Origin of the sequence: Solwaraspora sp. WMMA2101 (assembly GCF_049179175.1) — a bacterium.
Lineage (GTDB): Bacteria > Actinomycetota > Actinomycetes > Mycobacteriales > Micromonosporaceae > Micromonospora_E.
Genome location: NZ_JBMHMA010000006.1, coordinates 3,644,330 through 3,658,927, shown reverse-complemented (window position 1 = coordinate 3,658,927; position 14,598 = coordinate 3,644,330). Strand labels below are relative to the sequence as shown.

Annotated in this window: 12 protein-coding genes; 6 read left to right on the top strand and 6 right to left on the bottom strand. The window is 72.6% G+C overall.

Annotation, left to right across the window (positions count from 1 at the left end; all coding sequences use genetic code 11):
• The first annotated feature begins 45 nt into the window (after positions 1-45).
• Complete coding sequence (locus tag ACN28F_RS17510) at positions 46-1,596, top strand: ricin-type beta-trefoil lectin domain protein (RefSeq protein ID WP_421358691.1); 1,551 nt, start codon at positions 46-48, stop codon at positions 1,594-1,596.
• On the opposite strand, the gene ACN28F_RS17505 is transcribed toward ACN28F_RS17510, so the two are convergent.
• Positions 1,547-2,761 (bottom strand): MFS transporter, encoded by a 1,215-nt coding sequence (locus ACN28F_RS17505; protein WP_421358689.1) that lies wholly within the window; start codon positions 2,759-2,761, stop codon positions 1,547-1,549. The genes ACN28F_RS17510 and ACN28F_RS17505 overlap by 50 nt on opposite strands.
• Before the next feature lie 58 nt (positions 2,762-2,819).
• Between ACN28F_RS17505 and ACN28F_RS17500 the strand changes: the two genes are divergently transcribed.
• The gene (locus tag ACN28F_RS17500; protein WP_289208989.1) at positions 2,820-3,809 is read left to right on the top strand and encodes an ArsR/SmtB family transcription factor; all 990 of its coding nucleotides are present in this window, start codon (positions 2,820-2,822) and stop codon (positions 3,807-3,809) included.
• Positions 3,785-4,252, top strand: a complete 468-nt coding sequence (locus ACN28F_RS17495) for a glutathione peroxidase (RefSeq protein ID WP_421358688.1) — start codon at positions 3,785-3,787, stop codon at positions 4,250-4,252. The genes ACN28F_RS17500 and ACN28F_RS17495 overlap by 25 nt, the downstream gene beginning before the upstream one ends.
• A gap of 123 nt (positions 4,253-4,375) precedes the next feature.
• Here the strand turns inward: ACN28F_RS17495 and ACN28F_RS17490 are convergent, their stop codons facing one another.
• The 5 genes from ACN28F_RS17490 to mqnE form a co-directional block, all read right to left on the bottom strand.
• A complete protein-coding gene (locus tag ACN28F_RS17490) occupies positions 4,376-6,016 on the bottom strand; it encodes a ricin-type beta-trefoil lectin domain protein (RefSeq protein WP_421358686.1) in 1,641 nt (546 codons plus the stop codon).
• Between the two features lie 111 nt (positions 6,017-6,127).
• Positions 6,128-6,409: a DUF4229 domain-containing protein gene (locus tag ACN28F_RS17485; RefSeq protein ID WP_289208986.1), complete on the bottom strand. Its 282-nt coding sequence runs from the start codon at positions 6,407-6,409 to the stop codon at positions 6,128-6,130.
• An 8-nt stretch (positions 6,410-6,417) separates the two neighbouring features.
• Positions 6,418-6,852, bottom strand: a complete 435-nt coding sequence (locus ACN28F_RS17480; RefSeq protein WP_289208985.1) for a hypothetical protein — start codon at positions 6,850-6,852, stop codon at positions 6,418-6,420.
• Positions 6,845-8,086, bottom strand: a complete 1,242-nt coding sequence (locus tag ACN28F_RS17475) for a DUF2254 domain-containing protein (RefSeq protein ID WP_421358684.1) — start codon at positions 8,084-8,086, stop codon at positions 6,845-6,847. The genes ACN28F_RS17480 and ACN28F_RS17475 overlap by 8 nt, the downstream gene beginning before the upstream one ends.
• Before the next feature lie 63 nt (positions 8,087-8,149).
• Positions 8,150-9,319 carry an aminofutalosine synthase MqnE gene (gene mqnE / locus ACN28F_RS17470; RefSeq protein ID WP_282229473.1) on the bottom strand — a complete coding sequence of 390 codons (1,170 nt, stop codon included), beginning with the start codon at positions 9,317-9,319 and terminating at the stop codon, positions 8,150-8,152.
• 300 nt (positions 9,320-9,619) lie between these two features.
• Between mqnE and ACN28F_RS17465 the strand changes: the two genes are divergently transcribed.
• The 3 genes from ACN28F_RS17465 (at position 9,620) to ACN28F_RS17455 (ending at position 14,497) form a co-directional block, all read left to right on the top strand.
• Entirely contained in the window at positions 9,620-11,242 is a 1,623-nt protein-coding gene (locus ACN28F_RS17465; RefSeq protein WP_289208983.1) for a C40 family peptidase, read from the top strand.
• Positions 11,243-11,395: 153 nt separating this feature from the next.
• A complete protein-coding gene (locus ACN28F_RS17460) occupies positions 11,396-12,640 on the top strand; it encodes a hypothetical protein (protein ID WP_421358682.1) in 1,245 nt (414 codons plus the stop codon).
• A gap of 387 nt (positions 12,641-13,027) precedes the next feature.
• Entirely contained in the window at positions 13,028-14,497 is a 1,470-nt protein-coding gene (locus tag ACN28F_RS17455; RefSeq protein ID WP_289210798.1) for a DEAD/DEAH box helicase, read from the top strand.
• Positions 14,498-14,598: the final 101 nt, after the last annotated feature.

Genomic DNA, 14,598 nt, shown 5'->3' with positions numbered 1-14,598 from the left:
CGCTCTCAGCCCTTGCGATCCCTCCCACCCCCGGAGGTTCCCCCGATGAACCGCACGCTGAGAGCACTGCTGGGCCTGACCCTGGGCACGGCCCTGATCGCCCCGCCGTCGGCCGCCGTTGCGGCCCCGACCGTCACGCCCGCCCAGACAGCACCGACAGCCGCCACGACACCGGCCGGGGTGCTCCCGGCCGGCCAACTCGCCGCCCTACGCCGCGACCTCGACCTCACCGTCGAGGAACTCGACACCCGGCTCGCCGTCGAGGCCACCGCCCCGGACATCGAACAACGACTGCGCCTCGAACTGGCCGACGCGTACGCCGGCACCTGGGTCGACGCCGACGGACGTACCGTGGTCGTCGGGGTGACCGACCCCGCGCAGGCCGACCGGGTCCGCGCCGCCGGTGCCGAGGCCCGGGTCGTCCCCCGTGGCCTGCGCGAGCTCGACCGGCTCGCCGCCGGGCTGGACCGGCGGGCCACGGCCGCCGGCCCCGCCGTGCACGCCTGGTACGTCGACCCGGTCGGCAACACGGTGACGATCCAGGCCGCCACGGCCACGGCGGCCACCACCTTCGCCCGTACCGCCGGGCTGCCCGCCGACGCGGTCTCCGTCGTCGTCGACGCCGACGCCTACCGGCCGGTGTACGACATCCGGGGCGGCGACCAGTACACCATCAACAACAGCGTGCTCTGCTCGGTCGGCTTCGCCGTCGCCGGCGGCTTCGTCACCGCCGGCCACTGCGGCACCGTCGGCGCGACGACCACCGGCAGCGGCGCTGCCCAGGGCACCTTCCGTGGCTCGTCGTTCCCCGGCGACGACTACGCCTGGGTGCAGACCAACGCCAACTGGGTGCCCCGGCCCTGGGTCAACAACTACGGCGGCGGCACCGTCAACGTCAGCGGCTCCCAGGAGGCGGCCGTCGGCACCGCCATCTGCCGGTCCGGCCGCACCACCGGCTGGCGGTGCGGCACCATCACCGCGAAGAACGTCACGGTCAACTATTCGGGCGGACGTACCGTCTACGGGCTGGTCTCCAGCACCGCCTGCGCCCAGCCCGGCGACTCCGGCGGCGCGGTGCTGGCCGGCACCCAGGCCCAGGGCGTCACCTCCGGCGCCGGCGGCACCTGCGCCTCCGGCGGCACCACCGTCTACCAGCCGGTCAACGAGATCCTGTCCCGCTACGGGCTGTCGTTGACCACCACCGGCAGCGGCGGCTCGACCAGCCGGCTGATCGGGCTGGCCGACAAGTGCATCGACGTACCGAACTCCAACGGCGTCGACGGCCAGCACCTGCAGCTGTACCGCTGCAACGGCACCAACGCGCAGAACTGGACCTTCCCCGGTGACGGCACCATCCGGGCGCTGGGGCTCTGCATGGACGTCGCCTGGGGGTCCACCGCCAACGGCGCGGTCGTCCAGCTCGCCAACTGCAGCGGCAACCCGGCCCAGCAGTGGGTGCTCAGCGGGGCCGGCGACCTGGTCAACCCGCAGGCCAACAAGTGTGTCGACGTCGTCGACTGGAACACCGCCGACGGTGCCCGGCTGGTCATCTACGAATGCCACGGCGGCGCGAACCAGAAGTGGCGGCGCGGCTGAGCGCCGGTCGGGTGCGCCGCAGGCCACGGGTCAACCCCATCGTGGCGACCAGCGACAGCCCGGCCAGTACGGCGACCGCCTGGTGCACCGGTAGATGGTCGGCGACCGTGCCGGCGAGGATCGCGCAGACCGCCTGCCCGGCCAGCATGCCGTTCTGCTGCAGGCCGAGGACCTGGCCGCGCGCCTGCGCCGGCGAGTGGGCGATCAGCCGCTCCTGCAGCGGCAGCGCGGCGGCGAAGCCGACCGAGGCAACCATGGCGAGCAGCATCGCCAGCGGCAGGTCCGGACGGATCAGGAACACGAGGTACGGCAGGGGAAGCAGCAGCCGAAGCGGCAGCGCGCACCACTGCCGGGCCGCCGGCGACAGAATCCGTCCGACCAGTACGTCACCGGCGAGCATCCCGAACGCGCCGGCGGCGAACAGGAACCCGGCCCGGTCCCCGGCGGACGGCACGAACAGGGCCTCGCAGCCGACCACCAGTCCGTTGGGCAGCCAGAGGTTGAGCAGCAGCGACCGGCGTCCCGGATCGGCCCACAGCTGCCGGTTGATCCGCCAGGTACGGGCGGTCGAGGTCCGCTCGGTGGTCCGGGCCGGCCGTTCCGTCAGACCGAAGCGGACCACCGCCGCCGCGACCGCGCGCAGCCCGGCGGCGACCAGGAACACCTGGTACGGGCTGAGCCAGACCAGCAGAACCCCGCCGACGCCGAACCCGGCGATCTGCATGATGCCCACGCTGGCGTTCATCGTGGACCGGGCCAGCACGTAGGCCCCGGTCGGCAGGATGTCGTTGATCAGTGCCCACCGGGCACCGGCGGTGATCGACGCGACGTAGGTGACCAGCCCGATGATGGCGAACCGGGCCCACAGCGGCAGCCCCGGTACGGCCTGGGCAGCGGCACCGACCAGGGCGACCAGCGCCGCGATGGTCATCGCCCGACGCGGCGGCAGGCTGTCCGCCGCCGACAGCAGAGTCACGCTGCCGAGCACGCCAGCGAGCGGCGCACCGAACATGCTCAGCGCGGTGAGCAGGGCGGACCCCGTCGTCGCGTAGGTCAGCGCGCCGAGCGCCAGCGACGAACTGGTGTGCGCGGCGATGCCGGCACAATTGGCCACGAACAGATTGCGGAACTCACCGACCGCGAACAACTCCGAGTAGGTCCTCACCCGCTGATGCTGCGGCCCGGCGGCGCCGGACCAGTAGCGTTACGTCTGGAGGCGAAAGTTGACGGTCTGGCAGGTGCCGGCGGATCTGCTGGCCCGCAGTCGGTTCGTCGTCTCGCCGCTGACCGACACCGTCGCCGCGCTGCGCGCCCTGTACTACCCACGTCGGCCGTGGCAGCACGACTGGCGGCGACCGTACCTGGCCGCGTTCCAGCATCTGCTGGACGACCGGCCGGTGCTGCGCGCCCTGTTGGCGGCGTCGTTCCGGCCCCGGTATACGGCCGACTACCTCACCCTGGCTCCGTTGTCGACGGCACCGACCTTCGCCGAGGAGCTCACCGCCGTCGCCGGTCGCGGGGACGCGCAGATCCGCGCCGACCTGCGCGAGACCCGACCGGGGCCGCTCGCTGACGTACTGCTGGCCGACGGGCTCGCCGGGCGGGCGGCGGAGCTGCTCGACTGGGTGTGGCGGCAGACGGTGCAGCCACAGTGGCCGGACCGGGAGCGCCGGCTGCGGGCCGACATCGTCGGGCGCACCGCCCGACTCAGCAGCCAGGGCTGGGCCGGCGTCTTCGCCGACCTCAACCAGAAGATGCGCTGGTTGGGCGACGGCCGACTGCAGGTCAACGACTACCCGTCGCCGCCGATGCGGCTCGACGCGGCGGAACAGTTGGTCTTCGTCCCCGCGCACTGCGCCCGTGGCTGGGTGCTGTGGGACCAGCCCACCCGGTTCGGCATGGTCTATCCGGCCAGCGGCATCCTCGCCGACCCGACACCGGTGACGGCGACCGGGCTGGGCCGGCTGATCGGCGCGAACCGGGCGGCGATCCTGATCCGGCTGGCGACCCCGATGAGCACTTCGCAGTTGGCCACGGCCACCGGGCTCGGCACCGGCACGGTCGGCGACCATTTGAAGGTGCTGCTCGACGCCGGCCTGGTCACCAAGCGCAGGTCCGGGCGGGAAGTACTCTACTGGCGGACCGCGATCGGCACCGCCCTGACGGGTGGGACAGAGAGGATCGGGACATGGGGATCTACGACATTGCGCTGACCTCCCTGGCCGGGGAGCCCGGATCACTCGGGGACTTCGCGGGCAGGGCCGTGCTGGTGGTCAACGTGGCGTCGAAGTGCGGGCTCACTCCGCAGTACGCCGACCGGGGCTTCACGGTGGCCGGTTTCCCGTGCAACCAGTTCGGCGGTCAGGAGCCGGGCAGCGCCGAGGAGATCCAGGAGTTCTGCGCGACGACGTACGGGGTGACGTTCCCGATGTTCGCCAAGATCGAAGTCAACGGGCCGGGCCGGCACCCGCTGTACGCCGAACTGGTGGCCACGCCCGACGCCGACGGCGAGGCCGGTGACGTGCAGTGGAACTTCGAGAAGTTCCTGATCGCCCCCGACGGTACGGTGGCCGGCCGGTTCCGGCCCCGGGTCGCGCCGACCGATGCCGCGCTGGTGGCCGCCATCGAGAAGCACCTGCCCGCTCAGGTGCCGTGACTGTCCGCAACGGCTCCTCAGACAGGTACGGCTCCTGACGGTATACCTGTGTGGAATGATTATTCCACACAGGTATACCGTCGGATCGCACCTTGGCCTTCGGCAGGCTATAGCGGGCGTCGGTCAGCGGGCGTCGAAGGTCTGCTTCGGATGACCCACGCAGTGCCAGATCATCAGCGGCGCGCCGACGCCGTGGCCGGCCACGTCCAGGCACTTGCCGGTCAACGGGTTGACCAGCGTGCCACTGCGGCCCTGCCACTTCTGCCAGTTCTGCGCCGGATTGCCGCTGCAGTACGCCACCTGCACGGCGGTGCCGTCGGCGCTGGCACCCCAGGCGACGTCCATGCAGAGTCCGTTGGCCCGGATGGTGCCGTCGCTACGGATCTCCCACCACTGTGACTTGTTCTCCGCGCAGCGTTGCAGGGTCAACTGGGTCCCGTCACTGCCGGCACCGGCGCTGACGCACAGCCCGGTCTCCTTGCCGACCAGCTGACGCATGTTCGACGGCCGGACCGGGGCCGGGGGTGCGGCCGGGGTGGTCTGCTGCGGCGGCGTGTTGTTCGTCGCCCGGGTGTCCGGCGGCGGCGCGGCCGCCGGCGGGGTGACGACCTTGGCCGGCGGCGTGGTCGCCCCCGGGCCGGGTCGGGTCGGATCCGCCGCAGGCGTCCGCGGGGACGCCGTGACCGACGGCGACACCGACGGCGACGGGGACGTCGACGGCGACACCATCCGGCCGTCCATCGCGTAGAAGTCGGTGAGCCGGCGTACCGCCGCCACCAGGTCCTCGGTCTGCTTGCCGAGCGGCTCGTCGGCGTCGCGGACCGCGTCGACGCCCCGGTGGTACGCGGCGAGCGCCAACTCGTACGGGTCACCGCCGTCGACGTCGGCGAACTCGGCGACGAGTGCACACATCGCGGCCCCCAGCGCCGGGATGGCGGCGGCCGGGACGTAGGCGGTCGCGTCGTCGGGGCCGTACTGCTCCCACAGTTGCGGGCGGAACTGCGCGATGCCCGCCCGGCCGTCCTCGCCGGTCGCGGTGGCGTCGAACCCGGACAGGGCCATCAGCTGCGCGGCGATCGCCGGTGCGGTGACCGGCGCGCAGACCGAGCCGGCCGCGACGATCAGGTCGACGTACCCTTCCGGGATCGCCTTCGGTTGCCGGGCGGGGTCGGCCGGTGCCTCGCCGGCACCGGCGAACTGCGGCAACTGGCTGTAGTACGCGGCGTACCCGCTCGCCGCACCGATGTAGCCGAGCGCCTGGTCGGGCTCCCCGCCGGCAACGGTGACCGAGTCGAGTCCGGTGTGGAAGGCAGCCAACGCCAGCCGCCACCGGTCACCCGGCACCTCGGCCACCCGCAGCTTGCCGCCCAGTTGGCACATCTGTCGGGCCAGCGCGATCACGTTCGCGGCCAGGTCGGTCCGCCGCGCGGCCGGCCACGGTGCCCACTCCTGCCAGTCCCGCTCGTCGAGTCCGGCGATGCCCTGCCCGCCGGAGGTGGTGACGGCGGCGGCGGCGTCCAGACCGGACTCGGCCATCAACTGCCCGGCGACCCGGGCGGGAGTGAGCATCGGGCAGGACTGGGCGGCGGCGGCGATCGCCGCGAACTGCTCGGCGGAGACCGGCTCGCCGATCAGGTCGTCGTCGCGGGCCGAGGCGGCACCGAATCCGATGGTGGCGACGATCGTCGACAGCGCGGCCACGCCGGCAAGGACCCCGGCCGTGGTACGCCGAGGGAGCCGGCCGAGCCGACGTCGGATTGACAAGTTGCCGGGCAACACGATCCACCACCGTCTCAGGTGCATCCGCCAAGGCGATTCCGGCGACATTCAAGCGAGCATCGGGTTGCCGGGTCAATCCTTTGTGACCGAAAGCTATCAATTCTCCTGGGATCTGCCGTCCGTACCACCGGGTTGGTCGTCGCCGGCCAGCGCGGACCGCAACCGCTCCTTCTCGGCCCGGCGGCGCTCGGTGACCTCGGTGATCTGCTGGGCCATCTCGTCGCGCCAGCCGCGCATCAGAAAGAACGACAACGCCGCAGAGAAGATCACCGCGATCATCAACTTCAGGAAGATGTTCATGTCGATCGGCCACAGGGCCAGCACGACGACCACGAACAGCCCGATCCGGCCGAGGGTGTACTTCACCGCAGGGCTCATGTCTCTCCTCACCGTCTCGTCGGCGTCCGGCTGTCCAGCCACCGGACGCCGTGGAACCAGACCGTCGCGTACACCAGTGTGGAGACCGCCGCTCCGATGCCGCCGCCGGCCAACGGCGGCAGGTCGGCGGCGAGCCCGGCGGCCAGCAGCCCGGAGGTGGTCCCGACCCCGGCCGCGACTGCGGCGGCGGCGAACCGGGCGGACCCGCCGTGCCAGGCCCGGAACTCCTCGGCGAACAGCCACGCCGGCAGGATCACCGCGAGCCAGCCGTTGGACTGGCCGATCCGTCCGGGTCCGATGAGGGTGAACACGCCGTCGAACAGCAGCAGCAGGAGCAGACCGATCACCAGGCCGGCGCCGACGACGCCGTACAGGTCCGGCAGCGCGACGATCCGGCCCGCCGCGTCGCGGCGTGGCGAACCCTCGCTCTTCGATTCAGTCATGACCAGACGAGGGTACGCCTGCCTGGTCGCGCCGCTGCTGCGCCGTACCCGTGCGGTGTCGCCGCAGGGCCGGTCGGTGCTCGGCCCGCGCCACCGTCAGCAGATCGTCGACGATGTCGCCGACCAGGTTGGTGACCCGGGGCTGCTCGCCGGCGGCCCGCCGCACGTCGGTGACGGACGTGTCGAGATGCTCGGCGAACGTCTGCCGGCGCAGATGGACGCGGACGGTGCCGTCGTCGTCGCGGACGATCCGGGGCCGGTCCGGTCGGTCGGCGAGCCGGCGCAGCAGGTCGTGGGACTCCTGCAGGGCCCGCACGGCGGTAGTGGTGTCGTTGATGCCCGGGGAGAGCGCCCGTTCGGCGATGTCGGCGAGTTGCCGCAGGCCGAAGCCGACGTCCTGGCCGGGAATCCGTTCGACGCCGATCTCGACGGCCTGGGCCGCCTGGGACACGTCCAGCGGCCGGGGCGGGGCGTCACCGACCGCGTGTACGGCGAGCAGCGGCATGCCGGCCACGACGAACTCGCCCGGTATCCGTGCGACCGTGACGGCGCAGTCGTGCCGGCGGGCGATCCGGGCCAACTGGTCGACGTCGACGGCGGTGACCGAACCGGTCCCGGGGGCCACCAGCACGTCGACGATCGGACCGTTCGGCGCGTCGTCCGGGTCGGCGGGCCGGGGCGCCCACCGGTCGATGCTGCGGCGGGTCTGCGCGCCGATCGCCGCGATCATGTGGGAGACCCGCATCAGCGCGGTCATGTGGTGCAGGTAGTAGAGGAACATCCCGGTGCTGCCGAGCACGAGGCCCATCGACACCGCCAGGGACAGGGCCGGCAGGCGGGCGTCGGACTCGTCCGGCAGCGCGGCGAGCACCACCATGGCGAACAGGAACGTCGCGACGAACGTACCGAGGGTGGCCTGGGTCACCCGGTCCTGCAGGAAGGTCCGCAGAACCCGTGGGGTGTACTGGCTGGACGCCAACTGCAGCGCCACCACGGTGATCGAGAAGACCAGCGCGGTGAACGAGATCATCGCGGTGATGATCGACGAGAGCAGCGATCTCGCCCCGGCGGGCCCGCTGGGCAGGTACGAGTCCAGTGGCAGCCGCAGGCGCAGCTCCAACGCGGTGAGAACGACGGCGAGGAGGACCGATCCGGCCGCGAACGCCGCCGGGACGGCCCAGAAACTCCCCCACACGCCACGCAGGCGTGAGATCACGCTACGTGGCTGACTCACCGGTACGTCATTCCCTGATCGGGGCGGGTCGACACCTGTCCGCCCCGACTGCCGGCACCCGGGTCAGGCCCAGATCTGCTGCGGCTCGGCCCGCCGCTGCGCCAACGACGGCGGCCGGTCGTACTCGCGGACCACCTGGTAGCGGGTGTCCCGCTCGACCGGCTGGAAGCCGGCGTCCCAGATCAGGTGCAGCAGGTCGTCGCGGTGCATGGTGTTCGGCGTGCCGTAGGAGTCCGCGTCGTGGGTGATCTTGTACTCGACCACCGAACCGTCCAGGTCGTCGACGCCGAAGTTGAGCGACAACTGCGCCACGGACAGTCCGTGCATCACCCAGAAGCACTTGACGTGCGGCACGTTGTCGAACAGCAGCCGGGACACCGCGAACGTCTTCAGCGACTCGGCCGGCGCGGCCATCGTGGTCCGCTCCTGGATCCGGTTACGGATCTTGCCGTCCGCCGAGTCGACGAAGTCGTGCTGGTAGCGCAGTGGGATGAAGACCGTGAAGCCGCCGGTCTCGTCCTGCAGCTCACGCAGCCGCAGCACGTGGTCGACCCGGTGGCGGGGCTCCTCGATGTGGCCGTAGAGCATCGTCGACGGGGTCCGCAGCCCCTTGCTGTGGGCGAGCCGGTGGATCCGCGACCAGTCCTCCCAGTGGCAGGCGTGGTCGACGATGTGCTGGCGGACCTCCCAGTCGAAGATCTCCGCGCCGCCGCCGGTCAGCGACTCCAGGCCGGCGTCCATCAGCTCGTCGAGGATCTCGTCGGCCGGCAGGCCACTGATCTTCTCGAACCACTGCACCTCGGTCGCGGTGAACGCCTTCAGTTTGACGTTCGGCAGCGCGGCCTTCAGCTCGCGCAGCACCTTCGGGTAGTAGCGCCAGGGCAGCGTGGGATGCAGGCCGTTGACGATGTGCAGCTCGGTGAGCTGCTCGTCCTCCATCTCCTTGGCCTTACGGACGGCCTCTTCGATCCGCATCGTGTACGCGTCCTTCTCGCCCGGCTTGCGCTGGAACGAGCAGTACGCGCAGGAGGCGCTGCAGACGTTGGTCAGGTTCAGGTGCCGGTTGACGTTGAACATCACCCGGTCGCCGTTGAGTTCGGTACGCCGGTGGTGCGCCAGCCGCCCCAGCCAGGCCAGGTCGTCGCTGGCGTACAGGTCCACCCCGTCGGTGTAGTCGAGCCGCTCCCCGGCGTACACCTTTTCTTCGAGCTCGCGCTTGCGACCAGCGTCCACGTCCGCCACGTCCCTTCCACCGGCCGGGCGCGTCGACGACCCGCCCGTCGACGGCCAGTCCCGCCGAGATCCGCGTTCGAGCGTACGTCCCGACGGGCCCGTCCGGCGCGTCGGCCGACTCCGCAGCGATCTGCGTCATGTCCCGGCCGCCAACCTCACAGGGTCTCGTTACCTCCTGGAACATCGACATCACGCGTCCCGTGCGGTAAGACCGATGGGGGACAGCTGACACCAGGCGACGCGACCCGGTTCCGGGGCAACGGCATCGGGACAAATGCGCCGTACGGGGAGCGAGCAGGCATGATTGGCAAGAGCAGGGACAGGGCAGGCCGACGAAACGTCCGACGCTGGTCGCGTCCGGCACCCGGTGCGCCCGACGTCGTCCCGGTACGGCTGAGCCCGGCCCTGTGGGCCGCACTGCTCGGTGCCGTCACCGCCCTCGCGCTGGCCTCCCCGGTCGCCGCCCAGCCGGTGGCCGTGCCCGACACCGGTGCCCGGCCGGTCCCCGCCGGCGGCCTGCAACTGCCCGGTGCGGCACCGACGACCGGCCCTCCCGTCCCGCCGAACTTCGTACCCAGCACCGTGCAGGGCCCGCTCGCGTCGCAGATCTACGCCAGCGAGACCGAGGTGGCCCTGCTCGGCGCCAAACTGATCGACCTGGAGGAGCAGCAGACCGAGGCCGAGTCGGCGCTGCACGCCGCCGAGCTGGCGCTGCGGCAGCGGCGTACCGCGTTGCTCGACGCCCAGCGGGCCGCCGAGAACACCGCCGCCTCGGCGATCAAGGACGCCGCCGCGCTGCCGCCCGGCGAGTACCGGGGCGACCTGCACGGGTGGGACGCGCTGTCCCGGCTGCAGCGCGGTGAGCCCGGCACCAGCGCCGACGCCGCCAACCGGGAGGTGTCCCTGGCCGCCGCCGCCGAGCAGGAGGCGCACCGGACCTACACCGCCGCGCTGGCCCGGGTCGACGCGCTGCGCGCCGAATTCGGCTCCACCGAGGGCACCTTCAAGCAGCGGGAGACCGCGCTGCTGGAACTGAAGGCCCGCAACACCCAGGAACTGGTCACCATCGAGCGGCAGCGGGAGGCCGCCGAGCAGGAGATCGGCCGCGGCATCGACGGTGTCGACGGGATCACCGGCACCACCGCCCACCCGCGCGCGGTCGCCGCCCTGGACTTCGCGCTCAGACAGCTCGGCAAGCCGTACCTCTGGGGTGCCGAGGGCCCGAGCCGATACGACTGCTCCGGCCTGATGTGGGCCGCCTACCGGTCACCCGGCGCCGACTACTTCAGTCTGCCCCGGGTCGCCGCCGACCAGTACTGGGCGACCAGAGGCAAGACCGTCGACCGCTCGGAGCTGCTCCCCGGCGACCTGATCTTCTTCGCGTCCGGCTCCAGCTGGACCACCGTCCACCACGTCGGCATGTACGTCGGCGACGGCCAGATGGTGCACGCACCGACCACCGGCGACGTGGTCAAGGTCGCCACCGTCTGGTGGTCGCGCTTCTACCGGGCGACCAGGGTGTTCGACGCCGTCGCCGCCCCGACGACGACGCCCACGCCCACGCCGACGCCGACCACCCCGGCCACCCCGAAGCCGACCCCGTCCACCCCGGCCACACCGAAGCCGACCCCGACGGGCTCGGCGTCGCCCACCCCGACGCCGACCGGGGGTCCGACGCCGACACCGACCGGCACCCCGAGCACCCCGGCGCCGACCCCGTCGACCAGCGTGTCGCCGACCACGACGCCGACCACCGTGCCGGGCACGCCGGATCCGGACGAGACCGGCACCCCGGACCCGGACGAGACCGGCACGGGCACCCCGACCGCGACGCCGAGCGGCGTGACGGGCACGGCGTCGGCCAGCCCGAGCGCGTCCGCCACGGCCACCGGCAGCCCCAGCGCGGGTCCGCAGGAGAGCTGACCGGGTCGGCTGGTCGTGCCGAACGTGCCGACCTGCGGTCGGTACGCCGATACTCCGGGTGTGCCGACGGGCACCGGTATGGCACGGTGATCACAGGAACGCCTCACCGGCCGGAGGCGTATCCGGGCGGACCCCTGTCACGGGAGGCAACCAATGGACGAAGATCGGCGCTGGTCAACGGTGGACCAGGTCGACGCCGGGCAGCCACTCGTGCCCGGTCAGCCCGACCGTTCCGGCTCGTCCGGCAGTACGCCCCAGCCGCCCGAGCCGTACGTTCCGCTGCCGGAGCCGTACAGTCCGCCACCGCCACCGCCACCGGGTGGCGCCCTCTGGCCGACCAACGTGGGCGGCGCCGACGTACCGGTGGTGCCGGGCGCGACCGACGCGCCCGTATCCGGCGGTTCGGTGTCCGACCCCTCGGTGTCCGACGCGCCCGTCTCCGGCGCGCCCGTCTCGGCCGATCCGGGTGCCGGCCGATCGGCGGCGTCGGCCTGGTCCGCGTTCGCCGACACCTGGCAACCACCGGACAGTGCTGCCGCCACGCCGGCTCCTCCTGCCGTACCCGCCGTGGAGCACTCGCCGACGGCCTCCGCCGACGCTGACGATCCCGCCGCGTCGCCGGGCTCCGCCGCTCGGGCCAGAGCTGCGGTGACCGGGGCGGCGCAGGTCTCCGCCAGCGACGTCGGTGCACTGCGGTTCCCGACCGGCGGCACCCGGGTCTACGGCGCCCGGCGCGAGTCGACCGCGCCGGAGCCGGCCGTACCGCCGGCACCGGTCTCGCCGCCCGCACCCGCGCAGCCGCCGCCCCCGGCGCCGTTCCCGCCACCGCTGCCCGGCTCGCCACCACCGTCGCGGCCCACCTCGCCGCCGGCCCCACCCGCCCCGGCTCCGGGGCCCTTCCCGCCACCGCCCGGCCAGTTCGCCGCCGGCGGATACACCATCCCGGCGGCCACGTCGCCGACCTGGCACCCGACGCCACCGCCACCGCCGCCCGTCTCCGCACCGCCAGCCGTGTCCGCACCGCCTGCGGTCTCCGCACCGCCCGCAGTGTCCGCACCGCCGGCCGCCGCACCGTGGTCGCCGCCGGCACCGTCGACCGGGACGGTGTACGGTGCCCGGCGCGCCGAACCCGGCGCGGACTCGACGATGGCGCTGCCGATGGGTGCGCCGCGCGGCGGCATGACGTTCGACCCGGCCGTGGAGAACTCCGGCTCGCTGACCGGTCACATCCTGGCCCAGGGCTGGGCGGACACGCCGGACCGGGAGGACCGTGGCACCACCAAGGTGGTCCTGGTCATGGCGATCGGACTCGGTGTGGTCGTGGTGCTCGGCGTACTGATCGCCCTGGTCGTCGGCAACGCCTTCAACAGTCTTTTCGACGGCCTGCTCGGCGGCTGACCTCGGCCCGGTCCGGCGCGCCCGACCCGGTGGGTCGGGCGCGCCCGGACCGCCGACCGGCGTGAGCCGGCCCACCGGCCGGACAGGTCGGGTGGCAACAGCGCGGCAAACCCGTACACTTGCACCCGATCATCAATCCGGCATGCTCACGCGTGCTCATGGGCAATCTTGCGGGCGATTCAACGGTGCGACACCGGAACGGGCCATTCGCGAAGATCTGCCCCGCTCTGAGAGGTTTTCTTGACCACCTTCGCTGACCCCAGCACGTTCCCCTCCGTCCTCGACACCCCGGTCGAGCCCGTCGAGCAGCCGACCGAACCAGTCGCCGAACCAGTCGCCGAACCAGTCGCCGAGGCGGTCCACGAGCCGGACTTCGCCGAGCTCGGCCTGCCGCGACCGCTGGTCAAGGCCCTCGCCCGGGAAGGCATCACCGCCCCGTTCGAGATCCAGCGGGCCACCGTGCCCGACGCGCTCGCCGGCCGTGACGTGCTGGGCCGTGGCCAGACCGGTTCCGGTAAGACCCTCGCCTTCGGCCTGCCGGTGCTGACCCGGATGGCCGACGGCCCCCGGGCCCGTCCGTTGCACCCCCGCGCACTCATCCTGGTCCCCACCCGCGAGCTTGCGATGCAGGTCAACGACGCGCTGTTCCCGCTGGGCCGGGCCGTCGGCGTGTTCCTCAAGACCACCGTCGGCGGCGTGCCGTACGACCGGCAGATCGACTCGCTGCGCCGGGGCGTGGAGATCATCGTCGCGACCCCGGGCCGGCTCGGCGACCTCATCGCGCGCGGCGTGTGCAACCTCGACGACGTCGAGGTCACCGTGCTGGACGAGGCAGACCAGATGGCCGACATGGGCTTCCTGCCGGAGGTCACCGAACTGCTGGACAAGACGCCCGCCAACGCCCAGCGGCTGCTCTTCTCGGCCACGTTGGACAACGACGTCGACGCTCTGGTGCGGCGGTTCATGACCGATCCGGTCACCCACTCCACCGCGCCGCCGACCGCAGCGGTCACCACCATGGACCACCATCTGCTGCTGATCCCGCCGAACGACAAGTTCGCCGTCGCCGCGTCGATCGCCGCCCGGTCCGGCCGCACCATGATGTTCGCCCGTACCCAGATGGGGGTGGACCGGCTGGTCGACCAGCTGGCCGCCGTCGGAGTCCGGGCCGGCGCCCTGCACGGCGGCAAGACCCAGCGGGTACGGACCCGCACCCTCGCCGAGTTCAAGGAGGGCCGGGTCAACGTGCTGGTCGCGACGGACGTCGCGGCCCGTGGCATCCACGTCGACGGGGTCTCGCTGGTGGTGCACGTGGATCCGCCGAAGGACCCGAAGGACTACCTGCACCGGGCCGGCCGGACCGCTCGGGCCGGGGAGTCCGGCGCGGTCGCCACCCTGGTACTGCCGAAGCAGCGTCGCAGCACGCTCGCCATGATGGAGAAGGCCGGCGTCGAGCCGGCGCAGACCCGGGTACGCCGGGGCGACGCCGTCCTGACCGAGCTGACCGGTGCCGCTGAACCGAGTGGCGTACCGATCGTCGAGGAGCCGGAGCCGCCGCGTCAGCACCGTCAGCGGCCCGACCGCTTCCGGTCCGACCGTCCGGACCGGTTCCGTGGCCGGGGCGACCGGGGCCGGAGTGAGACGGACCGTGGCCCGCGCAGCGACACCGACCGGAGCCGGCGCGGTGACGTCGACCGCGGGCCGCGCGGGGACGCCGACCGTGGCCCGCGCGGCGACGCCGACCGGTCCGGGGAGCGTCGTGGCGGGTTCCGCCACGACGGCAACCGGCCGCCCCGCGACGACCGTCGCGGTGGCGAGCGACGCTTCGCCGACCGACGGCCCACCCGCAGCCACTGACGGATCACCGCACCGGCTGACGGGTCACCGCAGCCATGACAGCCTGTCGCACCGACTGACGGGCATCGACTGACACCGGCAGATCGGTCCGGCTCCCCGCC